Genomic DNA, 15,509 nt, shown 5'->3' on the forward strand with positions numbered 1-15,509 from the left:
CGTGAGGCGGCGGCCGGATCGGGCAGGATCGGTGGCATGAACCGGCTCGAGCATGCGACAAGCCCGTACCTGCTGCAGCACGCGGACAATCCGGTCGACTGGTGGGAGTGGGGCGACGAGGCGCTCGCCGAGGCGCGGCGGCGAGACGTCCCTGTTCTCCTTTCTGTTGGATATGCGGCTTGTCATTGGTGTCATGTGATGGCGCATGAGTCGTTCGAGGACGGCGAGACGGCGCGGATCATGAACGAGCTGTTCGTGAACATCAAGGTGGACCGGGAGGAACGGCCGGACATCGACGCCGTCTACATGGAGGCGACCCAGGCCATGACGGGCCAGGGCGGGTGGCCGATGACGGTGTTCATGACCCCGGACGGGCATCCGTTCTACTGCGGGACGTACTTCCCGCGGGCGCAGTTCCGGGCGTTGCTGCAGGCCGTCCACAAGGCGTGGACGGAGCAGCGCGACGAGGTGGTGGGGCAGGGGCGGCAGGTCGTCGACGCGCTCACCTCGCGCGGGTCGGGGCTCGCGGGCACGGAGGCGCCGGGCGAGGAGATGCTCGCGCGTGCGGTGAAGGTGCTGGGCGCGTCGTACGACGCGGCGCGCGGCGGGTTCGGTGGCGCGCCGAAGTTCCCGCCGTCGATGGCGCTGGAGTTCCTGCTGCGCCACCACGCGCGGACGGGCGACGACGAGGCCCTCGCGATGGCCGCGCACACCATGGAGGCGATGGCGCGGGGCGGGATGTACGACCAGCTCGGCGGCGGGTTCGCCCGGTACTCGGTGGACGCGGCCTGGGTCGTGCCGCATTTCGAGAAGATGCTCTACGACAACGCGTTGCTTGCTCGGGTCTACGCGCACTGGTGGCGGCTGACCGGGACGCCGTTCGCGCGGCGGGTGGCGCTGGAGACGTGCGACTGGATGCTCCGCGACCTCCGGACGGACGAAGGCGGCCTCGCATCGGCACTGGATGCCGACAGTGAAGGCGTCGAAGGCAAGTACTACGTCTGGACGCCCGCACAGCTGCGCGAGGTGCTCGGGGACGACGACGGCGCATACGCGGAGAGCCTGTTCGAGGTGACAGGGACGTTCGAGCATGGGACGTCGGTTCTGCAACTTCTCAGTGACCCCGATGACGCCGAACGGTACGAGCGTGTGCGGACGACGTTGCTGGCGGCGCGCGCGCACAGGATTCCGCCCGCGCGGGACGACAAGGTCGTGGCCGCATGGAACGGGCTCGCCATCGCGGCGCTGGCGGAGTGCGGGGCGCTGTTCGACCGCCCGGATCTCGTCCGGGCGGCCGAGGAGGTGGCGCGGCTGCTGGTCGATGTGCATCTGCATGAGGGACGCCTGGCACGGACGTCGCGGGGCGGGGTCGCTGGCGCCAACGCCGGTGTTCTGGAGGACTACGCGGACGTCGCCGAGGGGCTGCTCGCCCTGCACGGCGTCACGGGGGACCCGCGGCACGTGCGGCTGGCCGGTGAGTTGCTGAACACCGTCCTGGAACGGTTCGGGGACGGGTCCGGCGGGTTCTACGACACCGCCGACGACGCGGAGCGGCTCTTCCGGCGCCCGCAGGACCCGACCGACAACGCGGTGCCGTCGGGGCAGTTCGCCGCCGCGGGCGCGCTGCTGTCGTTCGCGGCGCTGACCGCGTCGGACTGGCACCGGCAGTCCGCGGAGGCGGCGCTCGGCCCGGCGGGGACGCTCGCCGACAAGCACGCGCGGTTCGCCGGCTGGGGCCTGGCCGTGGCGGAGGCGCGGGCGTCGGGGCCGGTGGAGATCGCGGTGATCGGCGACCCGGACGACGAGCGCACCCGCGTGCTGCACCGGACCGCGCTGATGGCGGTCGCGCCGGGCGCGGTGGTGAGCGTGGGCCCGCCGGACGCGGAGGGCGTGCCACTGCTGGAGGGGCGCGGACTGGTGGACGGCGTCCCGTCGGCGTACGTGTGCCGCGGGTTCGTCTGCCGGCGGCCGGTGACGTCTTCGGCGGAATTGACGCGAGAATTGCTCGGGTCTTCGGGATGACGTGCGACATTGGACGATTCATCCATTTTGTGGCAGCGTGACCTTGATCTCGTACCCGCTTGGTGTTACCACTGAGTAGCAGGGACGAGGCTGACCCAACGGGGCAGTCCGGACGAGCGTGACCGCCGGAACCGCCGGGTATCTGGACGGCGTCCGGACGGAACCCGGGTCCATCGCGAACTTAACAACCGCGTGCGACGTTAGAACACGGTGTGACGTCCACAACAGGGCCGACCTTTCGAGGAGTGTGGCAGTGGGAAAGCCGAACCGCCGGGCCCTTCCGACGATCATCGGCGTTTCAGTACTGACGACTCTCGGCGCCAACGTCGCCGTCCTGGTCGCGCGCGGTGACGACGGTTCCGCGACCACCCGCGGCACCGAGCGGTTCGGCCGGTTCGTGGCCGCGTCCGACCGCACCGGCCTCGCGTCCGGCGCCGTCGCACCGCAGGGCACGCGGCTCACCCCGCACGTCCTGGTCGCCGCGCCGTCCACCCTTCCGCCCGAGCTGGTCTCCAGGGTGCGCGGCGCCAAGAACGTGAAGGGCGTCGAGGTCGTGGACGCCGTGCAGGGCATGGTCGCGGGCAAGCGGGTCGGGCTGATGGGCGTCGACCCGTCCACGTTCCGCAACTACACGCCGAAGCCCACCGCCCGGTCGGACGCCCTGTGGCGGAACGTGGCCGCCGGCGACGTCGCGATCTCCTTCACGATGGGCAACGACGGCGGCGTGGCGCTCGGCAGCCAGGTCCCCGTCGGCGGCCGGAGCAGCCAGGCGCCGCTGCGCGTGGGCGCCTACGCGACGATGGGCATCGGCGACGTGGACGCGGTCGTCTCGCGCGCCACCGCGCAGGCCCTCGGCATGCCGTCCGGCAACGCGATGCTGATCAGCGTGCCGAAGACCGAGCCGAAGACGTTCATCAAGAAGCTCCGCAAGGTGCTGCCGAAGGGCGCCAAGGCCGTCGCCGTCAACCCGGAGATCGAGCCCGCGACGCCGGGCAGCCCGCCCGGCGGGCAGGTCATGACGGCCCGGCAGGTCCGGACGGTGATCCAGGCCGCGCACACCCGGCTCGGCTGGCCGTACGTGTGGGGTGGCGAGTCCGAGCAGGAGGGCGGCTACGACTGCTCCGGCCTCATGCAGTACGCGTTCGCCAAGGCCGGCATCAGGCTCCCGCGCGTCGCGGCCGACCAGGCGCGCGTCGGCTGGGTCGTCCCGTACAGCAAGGCCCAGCCCGGCGACATGCTCATCTGGGCCAACGACCCGACCGCGCCCGGCTACATCTCCCACATCGCGCTCTACCTCGGGAAGGGCAAGATGCTGGCCGCCCCGAGGCGCGGCACCGTGGTCCAGGTGCAGGACGTCTACACCCGCAACATGCGCGGCGCCGTCCGGGTCAGCCCCAAGATCGCCAACGGCCTCGCGCGCTGAGCTATAGCGGGCAGCCGCGGCCGAGGAACTCCAGGTTCCGGTCGATGAGGGCGGCCAGATCGAGCTCCTCGGGGTTCTCCAGCCACCGGTAGAGCGCCGCCTGCAGGACGCCCAGCACCGCCCAGCTAAACGTTTCGACTTCGGGATCGTCGCCGCGCCGCCCGGTCCGTTCGGCGACGAGCTCGGACAGGACGGCGCGCGTCCCCACCCGCATGGTCTCGGCCATCCGCCCGCGCAGCGCGGGGACCTCGGCCATGAGCCGCAGGCGCGTCCGGGTGGCCGGCAGGTCCACCGCCTGCATCTGCGTCATGATCTCGCGGATCACGGCGCGGAACGCCTCGAGCGGGGGCGTCTCCGGCGGCTGCTCGCGGAACATCTCCGCGATGAGCGGGTCGTACTCGTCGGTGAGGACGACGTCCTCCTTGGTGGGGAAGTAGCGGAAGAACGTGCTCGGCGAGATCTCCGCCGCCGCCGCGATCTGCTCCACCGTCGTCCCGTCGTACCCCTGCTCGGTGAAGAGCCGGAGGGCGTGGTCCTGGATGGCCCTCCGGGTCCTCAGCTTCTTGCGCTCGCGCAGCGGAAGCCGGGCGAGCCGCTCCTCCAGCCGGTCGATCGCATGCTCAGGGTGCGACGTGCTCATGGCCTGATTCTGTGGCATCGGCGGTGGGCCCCGCATCTCCCGGGGCGCGTCCGGGCTGGAAGCGCCACAGCAGGACGGCGACGGCGAGCGCGGCGGCCCCGCAGGCGCCGAGCACCGAGGCCATGCCGTGGACGTAGGCGTCCCGCGCGGAGGCGAGCAGGCCGCCGTCGCCGAGCCGGTCCGCGACCGCGACGGCGCCGCCCAGCGAGTCCCGGGCGGCCGTCGCCGCCTCCGCCGGGAGGCCGCCGGTGCCGACGCGGTCGCGGTAGATCGCCGACAGCAGGCTGCCGAGCCCGGCGACACCGAGCGTGGCACCGGTCTGGCGCAGCGTCTGGACGAGCCCGGAGCCGCGTCCCGCCTGGTCGGCGGGGAGGGTGGCGAGGATCGCGTCCATCGCCGGGACCATCGTGAGGCCGCTGCCGAGCCCGATCACCACCAGCCACCCGACGGTCTGGGCGTAGCCGTCGCCGGTGTCCGTGAGCGCGCCCCAGCCGAAACCGGCCGCCAGCACCAGCAGGCCCAGCACGATGACCGGCTTGTGCCCGAAGCGCGGCGTCGCGCGGTCGGTCGCGAGGGCGCCGCCCATGAGGCCGAGCAGCATCGGGATGAGCTTCAGGCCCGTGTCGAAGACGCCGTTGCCCTGCACGGCCTCCAGGTACTGCGGGACGACGAACAGCACGCCCGCCAGCATCAGGTTCGCCGTGACGGCGGCGACCATCGCCCACACGAACCGGGCGTCGCGGAACAGTTTCGTGGGGAGCATGGGGGCGGTGACGCGCCGCTCCCAGAGCGCGAAGCCCGCCAGCAGGACGGCCGCGAAGGCGAACGAGCCGAGCACGACCGCGTCGCCCCAGCCGCGCACCGGGGCCTCGATGACCCCGTACACGAGCGCGACGATCCCGCCCATGGACAGCAGCGCGCCGACCCCGTCGACGGGGGGCGCGGACGGGTCCCGTGTCTCGGGCAGCAGCAGCGCGACCGCGAGGCCGCCCGCGATCACGATCGGCACGTTGATCAGGAAGATCGAGCCCCACCAGAAGTTCTCCAGCAGCCAGCCGCCGAGCAGCGGGCCGAGCGGGAGCCCGAGCGCGGTGGACGCCGACCAGATCGCGACGGCCCTGGTCCGCTCCTCCGCCGGGAAGATCGCCGGAATCATCGACATCGACAGCGGTGTCACGATCGCGGCGCCGAGCCCCATGACCGCGCGGGCCGCGATGACGCCGCCGGTGCCGCCGGCGAACGCGCCGGCCAGCGACGCGGCGCCGAAGATCCCGAGACCGGCGATCAGCAGCCACTTGCGGCCGAACCGGTCGCCGAGCAGCCCGGCCGGAAGCAGCAGCGCCCCGAAGACCAGCAGGTAGGAGTCGACGATCCACTGCAGCTCGCTGGTGCTCGCGTCCAGCTCCGCCGAGAGCGTGGTCAGCGCCACGTTGAGGATCGTCAGGTCGAACCCGAGCACCAGCATGCAGAGCGCCAGCGCCGCCAGCCCCAGCCAGCGCCGGCCGTACCCCACCACCATGGTGGTCACCTCCATTTGGAGTGAACTATGAAATGAGAGTAACTCTCAAAAGATGGTGAATGTCAATGGCGTGGGAGGCTGGCGCATGGCGACGGCGGGTTGTAATTTTGATTACATGAGTACGAGTGAAGCGGTGGAGCAGCTCCGCGGCTGGTTCTCCGGACGGCTCCCCGACGACTGGTTCGAGGGACCGCCGGAGGTCGTCCTCGACCGCGAGGAGGTCAGCGTCATCGGCCGCCTCCCCGAACCGGCCGCCGCGGCGCCGGAGGCGTCCGAGGCGGAGCGGGCCGGCGCGATCGCCGGGCACGTCCAGCGGTTCCGCGAGGAGACCCGCGAACACCGCATGGGCATCGCCCGGGAGGCCGAACGGCGCTTCGGCCACAAGGTCTCCTGGGGCGTCGAGTGCGGCGGCGAGCGCGAGATGTTCACCACCCTGTCCGTGCCCGTCATGACCCGGCTCCGGCAGCCCGAACGGCGCGTCCTGGACACCCTCGTCGAGGCCGGCGTCGCCCGCAGCCGCAGCGACGCGCTCGCCTGGTGCGTGCGGCTCGTCGGCAAGAACACCGACGAATGGCTGTCGGAGCTGCGTTCCGCGCTCCAGCACGTCGAACGCGCCCGCGCCGCCGGTCCCAAGGCCTGAGCCCGCACCGGCCCGGCTTCATTACCGGAACCAAATGATCATGGGGTGTGATCATGGTGCCGCCCTGCCCTACTGTGCCTTCAAGCGGGCCCGCGGGGACGGGTGCCGTGCGGCGAGCAGGGGGTGGACGGGTGGCGCACGGGCTCCGTTGCCTGGACGGCTCCGACCTGGCCGTCGTCCCGGTCGCCTCGCTCGACCGCGGCGGCACCCCGTTCGAGGTCACGCTGGAGCTGTGGCGCGACGGCGACTCCTTCGGCGCGGTGGGGGAGCGGTGCGGATACTTCCTGGCCGACCTCGCCGCCCGGGTGGCCGCGGCCAGGGCCGACGGGTCCCCGCAGGCCGTCCGCTGGCCCGACCCCGACGACCGGTTCCCGGAGCCGCCCGGCGGCGCGGCCCGCGAACCCGAGCTGTTCTCCTTCCGCTACCGCGACCGCGGCGACGTCGTGAGCACCGGCGAGCTGCGCTGCGCGCTGCGGACGTCCTCGATGTGGGTCGGGCGGCAGCAGTCCGCGGCCGGGCGGTGGCGGGTCGCGCGGCGGGCCGTCATCGAGGCGTGGGGCGCGAGCGGGCGCGGCGTCCGCGCCATGCTCACCTCCTCGGACCTGGCCCGGTTCCTCGGTGATCTGCTTGCGGAGGCCGAAAGATCCCTTCCGGAAGGCGCGGGAAGCCGTTCTCCCGGTGGGGAACGGGCCAGAGCAGGCCAAACAGCCGCTCTGGAGCGCCCTGCGCATTAGCCTGACATGACGGGAACGGTGAGATAAGTAGCGCCGTCGGGCCATAATTGAGCGTCCTCCCGCCAGGGACGCCGCTCGAAGGGATGCCCATATGGGGGTTCGGCGTACGGGAAAGCCACGCACCGGCATGCGGACGGCCGGGGGACGGCTGACCTCCGCCATCCGCCACACCGGCCCGTACGCGGCCGTCCGCGACGTCGTCTACCGGATGTACGAGCACCGGGTCGAGGCGTCGCTGCCGAAGGACGTCACGCCCCGCCACATCGGCGTGATCCTGGACGGGAACCGCCGCTGGGCCAGGTCGATGGGCCTCGCCGACGTCAACTCCGGCCACCAGCGCGGCGCGCAGAAGATCTCTGAGCTGCTGCAATGGAGCACGGAGGCGGGGGTGGAGCACGTCACGCTGTGGCTGCTGTCCACCGACAACCTGAACCGTCCCGCCGCCGAGCTGGACCCGCTGCTGGAGATCATCGAGACCACCGTCAAGAAGCTCGCCGCCGACGGCTGGCACGTCAAGCCCGTCGGCGCCCTCGACCTCCTGCCCGACAAGACCGCCCGTGTCCTGAAAGACGCCGGTGAGGCCACATCGGACGCCCCGGGCCTGATTGTGAACGTCGCGGTTGGGTATGGGGGTAGGCGTGAGATCGCTGATGCGGTGCGCTCTCTGCTCATCGAGCAGGCGAGCCGGGGCACCAGCATCGAGGAACTCGCCGAGATCCTCGACGTTGAGCACATCGCGGAGCATCTCTACACGCGCGGCCAGCCGGATCCTGACCTGGTCATCCGCACCTCGGGGGAGCAGCGTCTCTCCGGCTTCATGCTCTGGCAGAGCGCCCACTCGGAGTTCCACTTCTGCGAGGTCCACTGGCCGGACTTCCGCAAGGTCGACTTCCTCCGGGCCATGCGCTCGTACGCCGCGCGGCACCGGCGCTACGGTACCTGACGGCCGTCCTCCGGCCCCCACCACCGCATACGCGGCGGACCCATGCGCCACTGGCAAGTCCCCCATCATCAGGGAGATCGAGTGGCCACAACCTCCGCGCGCCGTCCCGGCCCGTCCGGGAACACCTCCGGTACCTCCGTCGTCCCGGATCGGCGCACGTACGTCCTCGACACCAGCGTCCTGCTCGCCGACCCGGGGGCGCTGACACGGTTCGCCGAGCATGAGGTCGTACTCCCCATCGTCGTGATCTCCGAGCTGGAGGCCAAACGCCACCATCCCGAGCTCGGCTACTTCGCCCGGCAGGCCCTGCGCATGCTCGACGACCTGCGCCTGCGCCACGGCCGCCTGGACGAGCCGGTGTCCGTGGACGGCCCGCTCGGCGACCAGGGCGGCACGCTCCGCGTCGAGCTGAACCACGCCGACCCGAGCGTGCTGCCCGACGGGTTCCGGCTCGGCGACAACGACACCCGCATCCTGTCGGTCGCGGCGTGGCTCGCGCACGAGGGGCGCGACGTCGTGCTGGTCTCCAAGGACCTGCCGATGCGGGTGAAGGCGTCCGCGGTCGGCCTCACCGCCGAGGAGTACCGGGCGGAGCTGGCCGTCGTGGAGTCCGGCTGGACGGGCATGCGGGAGCTGGAGGTGCCCGCCGGGGTCCTGGAAGGCCTGTACGAGTCGGGCTCCGCGGACGTCGACGAGGCGCGGGACCTGCCGTGCCACACGGGGCTGCGGCTGCTGTCGGAGCGCGGCTCGGCGCTCGGCCGGACGCTGCCGGACAAGTCGGTGAAGCTGGTCCGCGGCGACCGGGAGGTGTTCGGGCTGCGCGGCCGGTCCGCCGAGCAGCGCATCGCGCTCGACCTGCTGATGGACGAGGACGTCGGCATCGTCTCGCTCGGCGGCCGGGCCGGCACCGGCAAGTCGGCGCTCGCGCTGTGCGCGGGCCTGGAGGCGGTGATGGAGCGCGGGCGGCACCGCAAGGTCGTGGTGTTCCGCCCCCTGTACGCGGTCGGCGGCCAGGAGCTCGGCTACCTGCCCGGCTCGGAGAACGAGAAGATGTCGCCGTGGGCGCAGGCCGTCTACGACACCCTGTCGGCGGTGACCACGCCGGACGTCATCGACGAGGTCGTGGACCGTGACATGTTGGAGGTCCTGCCGCTCACCCACATCCGGGGCCGGTCGCTGCACGACGCGTTCGTGATCGTGGACGAGGCGCAGTCGCTGGAGCGCGGCGTGCTGCTGACCGTGCTGTCGCGGATCGGCGCGGGGTCGCGGGTCGTCCTGACGCACGACGTGGCGCAGCGCGACAACCTGCGGGTCGGGCGGCACGACGGCGTCGCGGCGGTGGTGGAGAAGCTCAAGGGGCATCCGCTGTTCGCGCACGTGACGCTGACGCGGTCGGAGCGGTCGCCGATCGCCGCGCTGGTCACCGACCTGCTCGGCGACGTCGGCGGCTAAGCCCCTTCAAGGAGTGAGTGAACCCCGGCGGTGCCGTGCGAGCGGTCCGCCGGGGTTCGCGTCTCAGAACGTCCTGGATCCTGTCTACGGAACGTGATCGATAAACCTCGCACAGTGGGTTTGTGAGGAAGGTCACAGGATGCCCCGTGGGGGTGGAGAACCCCTGGTCCCGTCGCGGTTTTGGCGGTTCGTCCAGTGAGTTGACAACGGCCCCAGCCACAGCTTTCGTCTCGTTTCGGTTGCGAAGCCTCCCTTGGCCTCAGGCATTGTGTCTCCCCGTAAGCACCCCCGAGCGGTGCCGGACCGGAGCGCGTCCCCTCATCGACGCGCGCACCGGGCACGGCGCCGGCCCGGGTCCGGGGCCGCCGCGACCTCCAGGGCGGCCGGACGGGCCAGGGGTGAAGCAGTTCGGGCGCGTGTCCATGCGCGTGCGACCGTCGGAAGGACCGCCTTGTACGGAGACCGTCCAGGGTCCCCTAGGCGAGACGAACGACAGCACTTCGACCCCCAAGGGCCGTGGCAGAGCGCGCCTTCCGCTCCGGCGCAGCCGGTCCCGGCTCCGGCGGAGCCTCCGGCGCCGCACGTCCCCATCCAGGCCACCGGCGCCTTCGCGGCGCCGCCCGCGCCGCCCGAGCCGTACGCGCCGTCAGACCCGTACGCGGCACCGCCGGACCCGTACGCACCGTCCGACCCGCTCGGGCAGGGTGACCCGTTCGGGCAGCCGGCGCCGCACGAGGACGACGTGAAGGTCGCCGGCAGCGCGCCGCCCCAGGCCGGTGCCGCGCCCGCCGGTGACACGCTCGGCTTCCAGCCCCTCCCGCCCGAGGCGCTGCGCACCGGCGCGTCCGCCGAACCGCCGCGCGACGAGATCGTGTCCGGACGGCGCGCGCAGCACTCCTCCGGTGGACGGGGCGGTTCCGGCGGGCGCAACGGCATGCGGATCGCCGCCATCGCCGCCATCGCCGCGGGCGCCGCCGTGGTGGTCGGCGTCGGCGCGGTCGCCGCGTTCGCGCTGACCGGCGGGTCCGGCGGCGAGGCGACCGTCAAGCCGAACCGGCAGCTCGCCGACGCCGCGCCGAAGGTCGACCCGAAGGTCCTGGAGGAGCAGCGGCGCCAGCTGGCCCTCGACCGCGCCTCCCGCGCGACGCGCCAGGACCAGGGTGAGACCCCGTCCCTGCACCCGAAGGGCAAGCCGATCCCGACCAAGAAGCCGGACGGGGACGGCGGCGGCCCGATCGGCGACCCGGTCCCGGCGGGCGAGGCGCAGGAGATCGCCAAGAGGCTGATGCCGAGCTTCGGGTTCACCGGCGACGGCCAGTTCGGCTGCCTGGTGAAGCTGTGGAACAAGGAAAGCCACTGGAACGTGCACGCGGACAACCCGTCGTCGGAGGCGTACGGCATTCCGCAGGCCAATCCGGGTTCCAAGATGGCCAGCGCCGGGCCCGACTGGCAGAACAACGCCACCACGCAGATCAAGTGGGGACTCGGCTACATCAAGGGCCGCTACGACACCCCGTGCGGCGCCTGGTCGCACTCCCAGTCGGTCGGCTGGTACTGACCCGCTCCGCCGCGTCCCGGGGGCTCAGGAGGGCTTCCGGGACGCCCGCTTGGACGAGCCCGTCATGCCGAGCACGTCCAGGGCGGCGTCGAGCTGCTCGACGGTGAGCCTGCCGTCGTCCACGTAGCCGCGTTCCAGGACGACCTCGCGGATCGTCCTGCGTTCGCTGAGCGCCTGCTTGGCGACCTTCGCCGCCTCCTCGTACCCGATGTAGCGGTTGAGCGGCGTCACGATCGACGGTGACGACTCGGCGTACTCGCGCATCCGGTCCGCGTCGGCCTCGATGCCGTCCACGCAGCGGTCGGCGAGCAGCCGCGACGCGTTCGCCAGCAGGCCGATCGACTCCAGCACGTTGCGGGCCAGCATCGGCAGCATCACGTTCAGCTCGAAGCTGCCGGACGCGCCGCCGAACGCGACCGCCGCGTCGTTCCCGATGACCTGCGCCGCGACCTGCGCGACCGCCTCCGGGATCACCGGGTTCACCTTCCCCGGCATGATCGACGAGCCGGGCTGCAGATCCGGCAGCCGGATCTCGGCGAGCCCGGCGCGCGGGCCCGAGCCCATCCAGCGCAGATCGTTGGAGATCTTGGTGAGGCTCACCGCGACGGTGCGCAGCGCGCCGCTCGCCTCGACCAGGCCGTCCCGGGCGCCCTGCGCCTCGAAGTGGTCGCGGGCCTCCGTCAGCGGCAGGCCGGTGGCCCGCGCGATCTCGGCGATGACGCGGCCGCCGAAGCCGTCCGGGGTGTTGATGCCGGTGCCGACCGCCGTGCCGCCGAGGGGCAGCTCCGCCAGCCGCGGCAGGACGGCCTCCAGCCGCTCCACGCCGTGCCCGACCTGCGCGGCGTAGCCGCCGAACTCCTGGCCGAGCGTGACGGGCGTCGCGTCCATCAGGTGGGTGCGGCCCGACTTCACAACCGTCCGGAACTCCTCCGCCTTGCGCGCGAGGGCGGCCTCGAGATGGCGCAGCGCGGGGATCAGGTCGTTCACGACGGCGCCGGTGGCCGCGATGTGGATGGACGAAGGGAACACGTCGTTGGACGACTGCGACGCGTTCACGTGGTCGTTCGGATGGACGGGACGGCCGAGCCGCTCCTCCGCCAGCGTCGCGACGACCTCGTTGGCGTTCATGTTCGACGACGTCCCCGAGCCGGTCTGGAACACGTCGATGGGGAACTGGTCGTTCCAGCGGCCGTCCGCGACCTCGCGGGCGGCGGCGGCGATCGCGCGGGCGAGGTCGGCCTCGATGACCCCGAGCTCGGCGTTCACCGTCGCCGCGGCGGCCTTGATCTGGCCGAGGGCGGCGATGTGCGACGGCTCCAGCGGCCGTCCCGAGATCGGGAAGTTCGCCACCGCGCGCTGCGTCTGCGCCCGCCATTTCGCCGCCGCCGGCACGCGGACCTCGCCCATCGAGTCGTGCTCGACCCGGTACTCCTGCTCGCCCATCGCAGCCTCCCCCTTCACGTCCGTGGCCGCCGTCAAGCCGTCCATGCGCGTCCGCGGCCGCCATCAGTGGCAGCCTGGCGGGTGGCTCCCGCATTCCCCGGGGTGGGGCTTGTCACTCCTCCCGGGTGAGCGAGTAGGTCTTCCGTTCGCCGGGGGAGCCGAGGGGCTTGCGCAGGCCGTTGATCCAGACGTCGCAGGCGGACGCGTCGTAGATGACCGCGTTGAGGCGCGGCTGGTCGTACCGGCGGGCCTCGCCCTCCCGCAGGGTCTCGTCGCTGAGCACGGCGCCGTCCGGCACCGAGACGAAGACCTTGCAGACGGCGTTGCGGGCGCGGACGACCAGCGTGCTGGTCCCGACGCCGGACGGGACGCCCTGCGCGCCGCCCGCGGGGCTGGAGGGCGCCTCGGTCGGGGACGCCCCCGGGTTCTCCCGCATCCCGACGACGAGCGCGGTGGCGCCGATCCCGCAGGACGCGAAGGTCGCGCCGACGAGCCCGATCACGACCATCAGCCGGCGGCGGTTCGTCCGGCCGCGGCGTTTCGAGCGGGGCCCGGTGAGGACGCGCTCGAGCCGGTCGACGGCGCGGGCGTGGCTGAGCCGGCGGGTCGGGTTCTTCTCCAGCAGCCCGACGATCACCGGGGTGAGCTCGCCCGCGTTCTGCGGGGCGGGGGTCGACTCGGTGGCGAGCGCGCTGAGCGTCGCCATCACGTTCTCGCGCTCGAACGGCGGGCGGCCCTCCAGCGCGGCGTACAGCGTCGCGCCGAGCGACCACAGGTCCGAGCGCGGCGTCGCCTTCTCCCCGCGGGCCACCTCGGGCGCCACGTAGGCGGGCGACCCCATGAAGTGACCGGTCTTGGTCAGGCTGGCCGACCCGGACGAGAACGCGAGCCCGAAGTCGGTGAGGACGACGCGGTCGCCGTCCAGCAGCACGTTGCTGGGCTTGAGGTCGCGGTGGACGATCCCGGCCTTGTGCGCGGCGCTGAGGGCGTCCAGCAGCGCGCGGCCGATGTGCGCGACCCGCTCGATCGGCAGCGGGCCCGAGCGTTCGATGAGCTGTTCGAGGCTGGGCGCCTCGATCATCTCCATCACGATCCAGGGGCGGCCCTGCTCGATGACGACGTCGTACACCTCGACGATGGAGTGCGTGCGCAGCTGCGCGGGCGCGCGCGCCTCCCGGAGGGTGCGGCGGTAGAAGACGACTCGGTCGTCCTCCTTGAGGCCATCGGGGAGCCGGAGCTCCTTGATCGCCACGGCGCGATCGAGGAGTTCGTCATGCCCTCTCCATACGGTGCCGTTGGCGCCCTGACCTATCTCCGAGACCAACCGGTAGCGCGCCGCGAGAACGAGGCGCTCTGACCGTGACATGGCGAAAAAGATACCGGAGTGGCCGGCTGGTCATCGGAGGGACCTTGGCACCAACCACCATTTTCGGGTTGTCAATATGACCTAAATGCAAGAATCACCATGAATCGGCGGCAGGGGCTGCCGTTCGTCAGCGCCTGCCGATGCTCAGGACGGGGCCCGTGGTGTCGGCGAAGAAGTCCTCGCCCTTGTCGTCCACGACGATGAACGCGGGGAAGTCCTCGACCTCGATCTTCCAGACCGCCTCCATGCCGAGCTCCGCGTACTCCAGGACGTCCACCTTCTTGATGCAGTCCTGGGCGAGGCGGGCGGCGGGGCCGCCGATCGAGCCGAGGTAGAAGCCGCCGTGCTCCTTGCACGCGTCGGTGACCTGCTTGGACCGGTTGCCCTTCGCCAGCATGACCAGCGAGCCGCCCGCGGCCTGGAACTGCTCGACGTAAGAGTCCATGCGCCCGGCCGTGGTCGGGCCGAACGAGCCGGACGCGTAGCCCTCCGGCGTCTTGGCCGGGCCCGCGTAGTAGACGGCGTGGTCGCGCAGGTACTGCGGCATGGGCTCGCCCGCGTCCAGCCGCTCCTTGATCTTGGCGTGCGCGATGTCGCGCGCCACGACGAGCGGGCCCGTCAGCGACAGCCGCGTCTTCACCGGGTACTTGGTCAGCTCCGCCCGGATCTCCGCCATCGGCCGGTTGAGGTCGATCTGCACGACCGCGTCGTCCAGGTGCTCGTCGGTCGTCTCGGGCAGGTACTGCGCCGGGTCGGTCTCCAGCCGCTCCAGGAACACGCCCTCCGCGGTGATCTTCGCGAGGGCCTGCCGGTCGGCGCTGCACGACACCGCGATCGCCACCGGGCAGGACGCGCCGTGCCGCGGCAGCCGGATCACGCGGACGTCGTGGCAGAAGTACTTGCCGCCGAACTGCGCGCCGATGCCGAGCTTCTGCGTCAGCTCGAACACCTGCAGCTCCAGCTCCAGGTCGCGGAACCCGTGCCCGAGCGGCGAGCCCTCGGTGGGCATCGTGTCCAGGTAGTGGGCGGAGGCGTACTTCGCGGTCTTCAGCGCGTACTCGGCGGACGTGCCCCCGACCACGATCGCCAGGTGGTACGGCGGGCACGCGGCCGTCCCGAGCGAGCGGATCTTCTCCTCCAGGAAGGTCATCATCCGCTTCGGGTTCAGGACGGCCTTCGTCTCCTGGTAGAGGAACGACTTGTTCGCGCTGCCGCCGCCCTTGGCCATGAACAGGAACTTGTACGCCTCGCCCGGGGACGCGTACAGCTCGATCTGCGCGGGCAGGTTGCTGCCGGTGTTCTTCTCGTCCCACATCGTCACCGGCGCCATCTGCGAGTAGCGCAGGTTCAGCTTCGTGTACGCGTCGTAGACGCCTCGCGAGATGTGCGCCTCGTCGTTCCCGTCCGTCAGGACGTGCTGGCCTCGCTTGCCCATCACGATCGCGGTCCCGGTGTCCTGGCACATGGGCAGGACGCCCCCGGACGAGATTCCCGCGTTCTTCAGCAGGTCCAGCGCGACGAAGCGGTCGTTGGGGGACGCCTCCGGGTCGTCCAGGATCCGGCGGAGCTGCGCCAGGTGCGCGGGGCGCAGCAGGTGCGAGATGTCGCGCATCGCGGTCTCGGTGAGCAGCCGCAGCGCCTCCGGCTCGACCTGGAGGAACGTCCGGCCGCCGGCTTCGAAGGTGGAGACCCCGCCGGAGGTCAGGAGACGGTAGTCGGTCTCGTCCGGGCCGAGCGGCAGCAGGTCGGTGAAGGAGAACTCAGGCATC

12 protein-coding genes are annotated in these 15,509 nt (G+C 71.8%); 7 read left to right on the forward strand and 5 right to left on the reverse strand.

Going from position 1 to position 15,509, the window contains the following annotated elements; translation table 11 throughout:
• Positions 1-36 precede the first annotated feature (36 nt).
• Entirely contained in the window at positions 37-2,022 is a 1,986-nt protein-coding gene (locus ACH34S_RS33940; protein WP_395956968.1) for a thioredoxin domain-containing protein, read from the forward strand.
• Positions 2,023-2,275: 253 nt separating this feature from the next.
• Entirely contained in the window at positions 2,276-3,445 is a 1,170-nt protein-coding gene (locus tag ACH34S_RS33945) for a C40 family peptidase (RefSeq protein WP_395956969.1), read from the forward strand.
• A 1-nt stretch (position 3,446) separates the two neighbouring features.
• Here ACH34S_RS33945 and ACH34S_RS33950 read toward each other — a convergent pair whose 3' ends face one another.
• Both ACH34S_RS33950 and ACH34S_RS33955 read right to left on the reverse strand, forming a co-directional pair.
• Positions 3,447-4,085, reverse strand: coding sequence for a TetR family transcriptional regulator (locus ACH34S_RS33950; RefSeq protein ID WP_395956970.1), 639 nt, complete (start codon positions 4,083-4,085; stop codon positions 3,447-3,449).
• On the reverse strand, positions 4,066-5,619 hold the full coding sequence (locus ACH34S_RS33955; protein WP_395956971.1) for an MFS transporter: 1,554 nt from the start codon (positions 5,617-5,619) through the stop codon (positions 4,066-4,068). Before ACH34S_RS33955 ends, ACH34S_RS33950 begins: the two co-directional genes overlap by 20 nt.
• A gap of 100 nt (positions 5,620-5,719) precedes the next feature.
• Between ACH34S_RS33955 and ACH34S_RS33960 the strand changes: the two genes are divergently transcribed.
• The 5 genes from ACH34S_RS33960 (at position 5,720) to ACH34S_RS33980 (ending at position 10,931) form a co-directional block, all read left to right on the forward strand.
• Entirely contained in the window at positions 5,720-6,244 is a 525-nt protein-coding gene (locus ACH34S_RS33960) for a hypothetical protein (protein ID WP_395956973.1), read from the forward strand.
• A 131-nt stretch (positions 6,245-6,375) separates the two neighbouring features.
• Positions 6,376-6,978: a hypothetical protein gene (locus tag ACH34S_RS33965; protein ID WP_395956974.1), complete on the forward strand. Its 603-nt coding sequence runs from the start codon at positions 6,376-6,378 to the stop codon at positions 6,976-6,978.
• A 127-nt stretch (positions 6,979-7,105) separates the two neighbouring features.
• Complete coding sequence (locus ACH34S_RS33970) at positions 7,106-7,921, forward strand: isoprenyl transferase (protein WP_395957213.1); 816 nt, start codon at positions 7,106-7,108, stop codon at positions 7,919-7,921.
• An 81-nt stretch (positions 7,922-8,002) separates the two neighbouring features.
• Positions 8,003-9,373 (forward strand): PhoH family protein, encoded by a 1,371-nt coding sequence (locus tag ACH34S_RS33975; protein ID WP_395956975.1) that lies wholly within the window; start codon positions 8,003-8,005, stop codon positions 9,371-9,373.
• Between the two features lie 451 nt (positions 9,374-9,824).
• Positions 9,825-10,931: a lytic transglycosylase domain-containing protein gene (locus ACH34S_RS33980; RefSeq protein ID WP_395956976.1), complete on the forward strand. Its 1,107-nt coding sequence runs from the start codon at positions 9,825-9,827 to the stop codon at positions 10,929-10,931.
• Between the two features lie 24 nt (positions 10,932-10,955).
• On the opposite strand, the gene ACH34S_RS33985 is transcribed toward ACH34S_RS33980, so the two are convergent.
• The 3 genes from ACH34S_RS33985 to ACH34S_RS33995 form a co-directional block, all read right to left on the reverse strand.
• Positions 10,956-12,374 (reverse strand): class II fumarate hydratase, encoded by a 1,419-nt coding sequence (locus ACH34S_RS33985; protein ID WP_395956977.1) that lies wholly within the window; start codon positions 12,372-12,374, stop codon positions 10,956-10,958.
• 112 nt (positions 12,375-12,486) lie between these two features.
• Positions 12,487-13,740, reverse strand: coding sequence for a serine/threonine-protein kinase (locus ACH34S_RS33990; protein WP_395956978.1), 1,254 nt, complete (start codon positions 13,738-13,740; stop codon positions 12,487-12,489).
• A 127-nt stretch (positions 13,741-13,867) separates the two neighbouring features.
• Positions 13,868-15,508 carry a fumarate hydratase gene (locus ACH34S_RS33995; protein ID WP_395956979.1) on the reverse strand — a complete coding sequence of 547 codons (1,641 nt, stop codon included), beginning with the start codon at positions 15,506-15,508 and terminating at the stop codon, positions 13,868-13,870.
• Between the last annotated feature and the right edge of the window lies 1 nt (position 15,509).

This window comes from Actinomadura sp. 3N508, from assembly GCF_044326375.1.
Classification (GTDB): Bacteria; Actinomycetota; Actinomycetes; order Streptosporangiales; family Streptosporangiaceae; genus Spirillospora.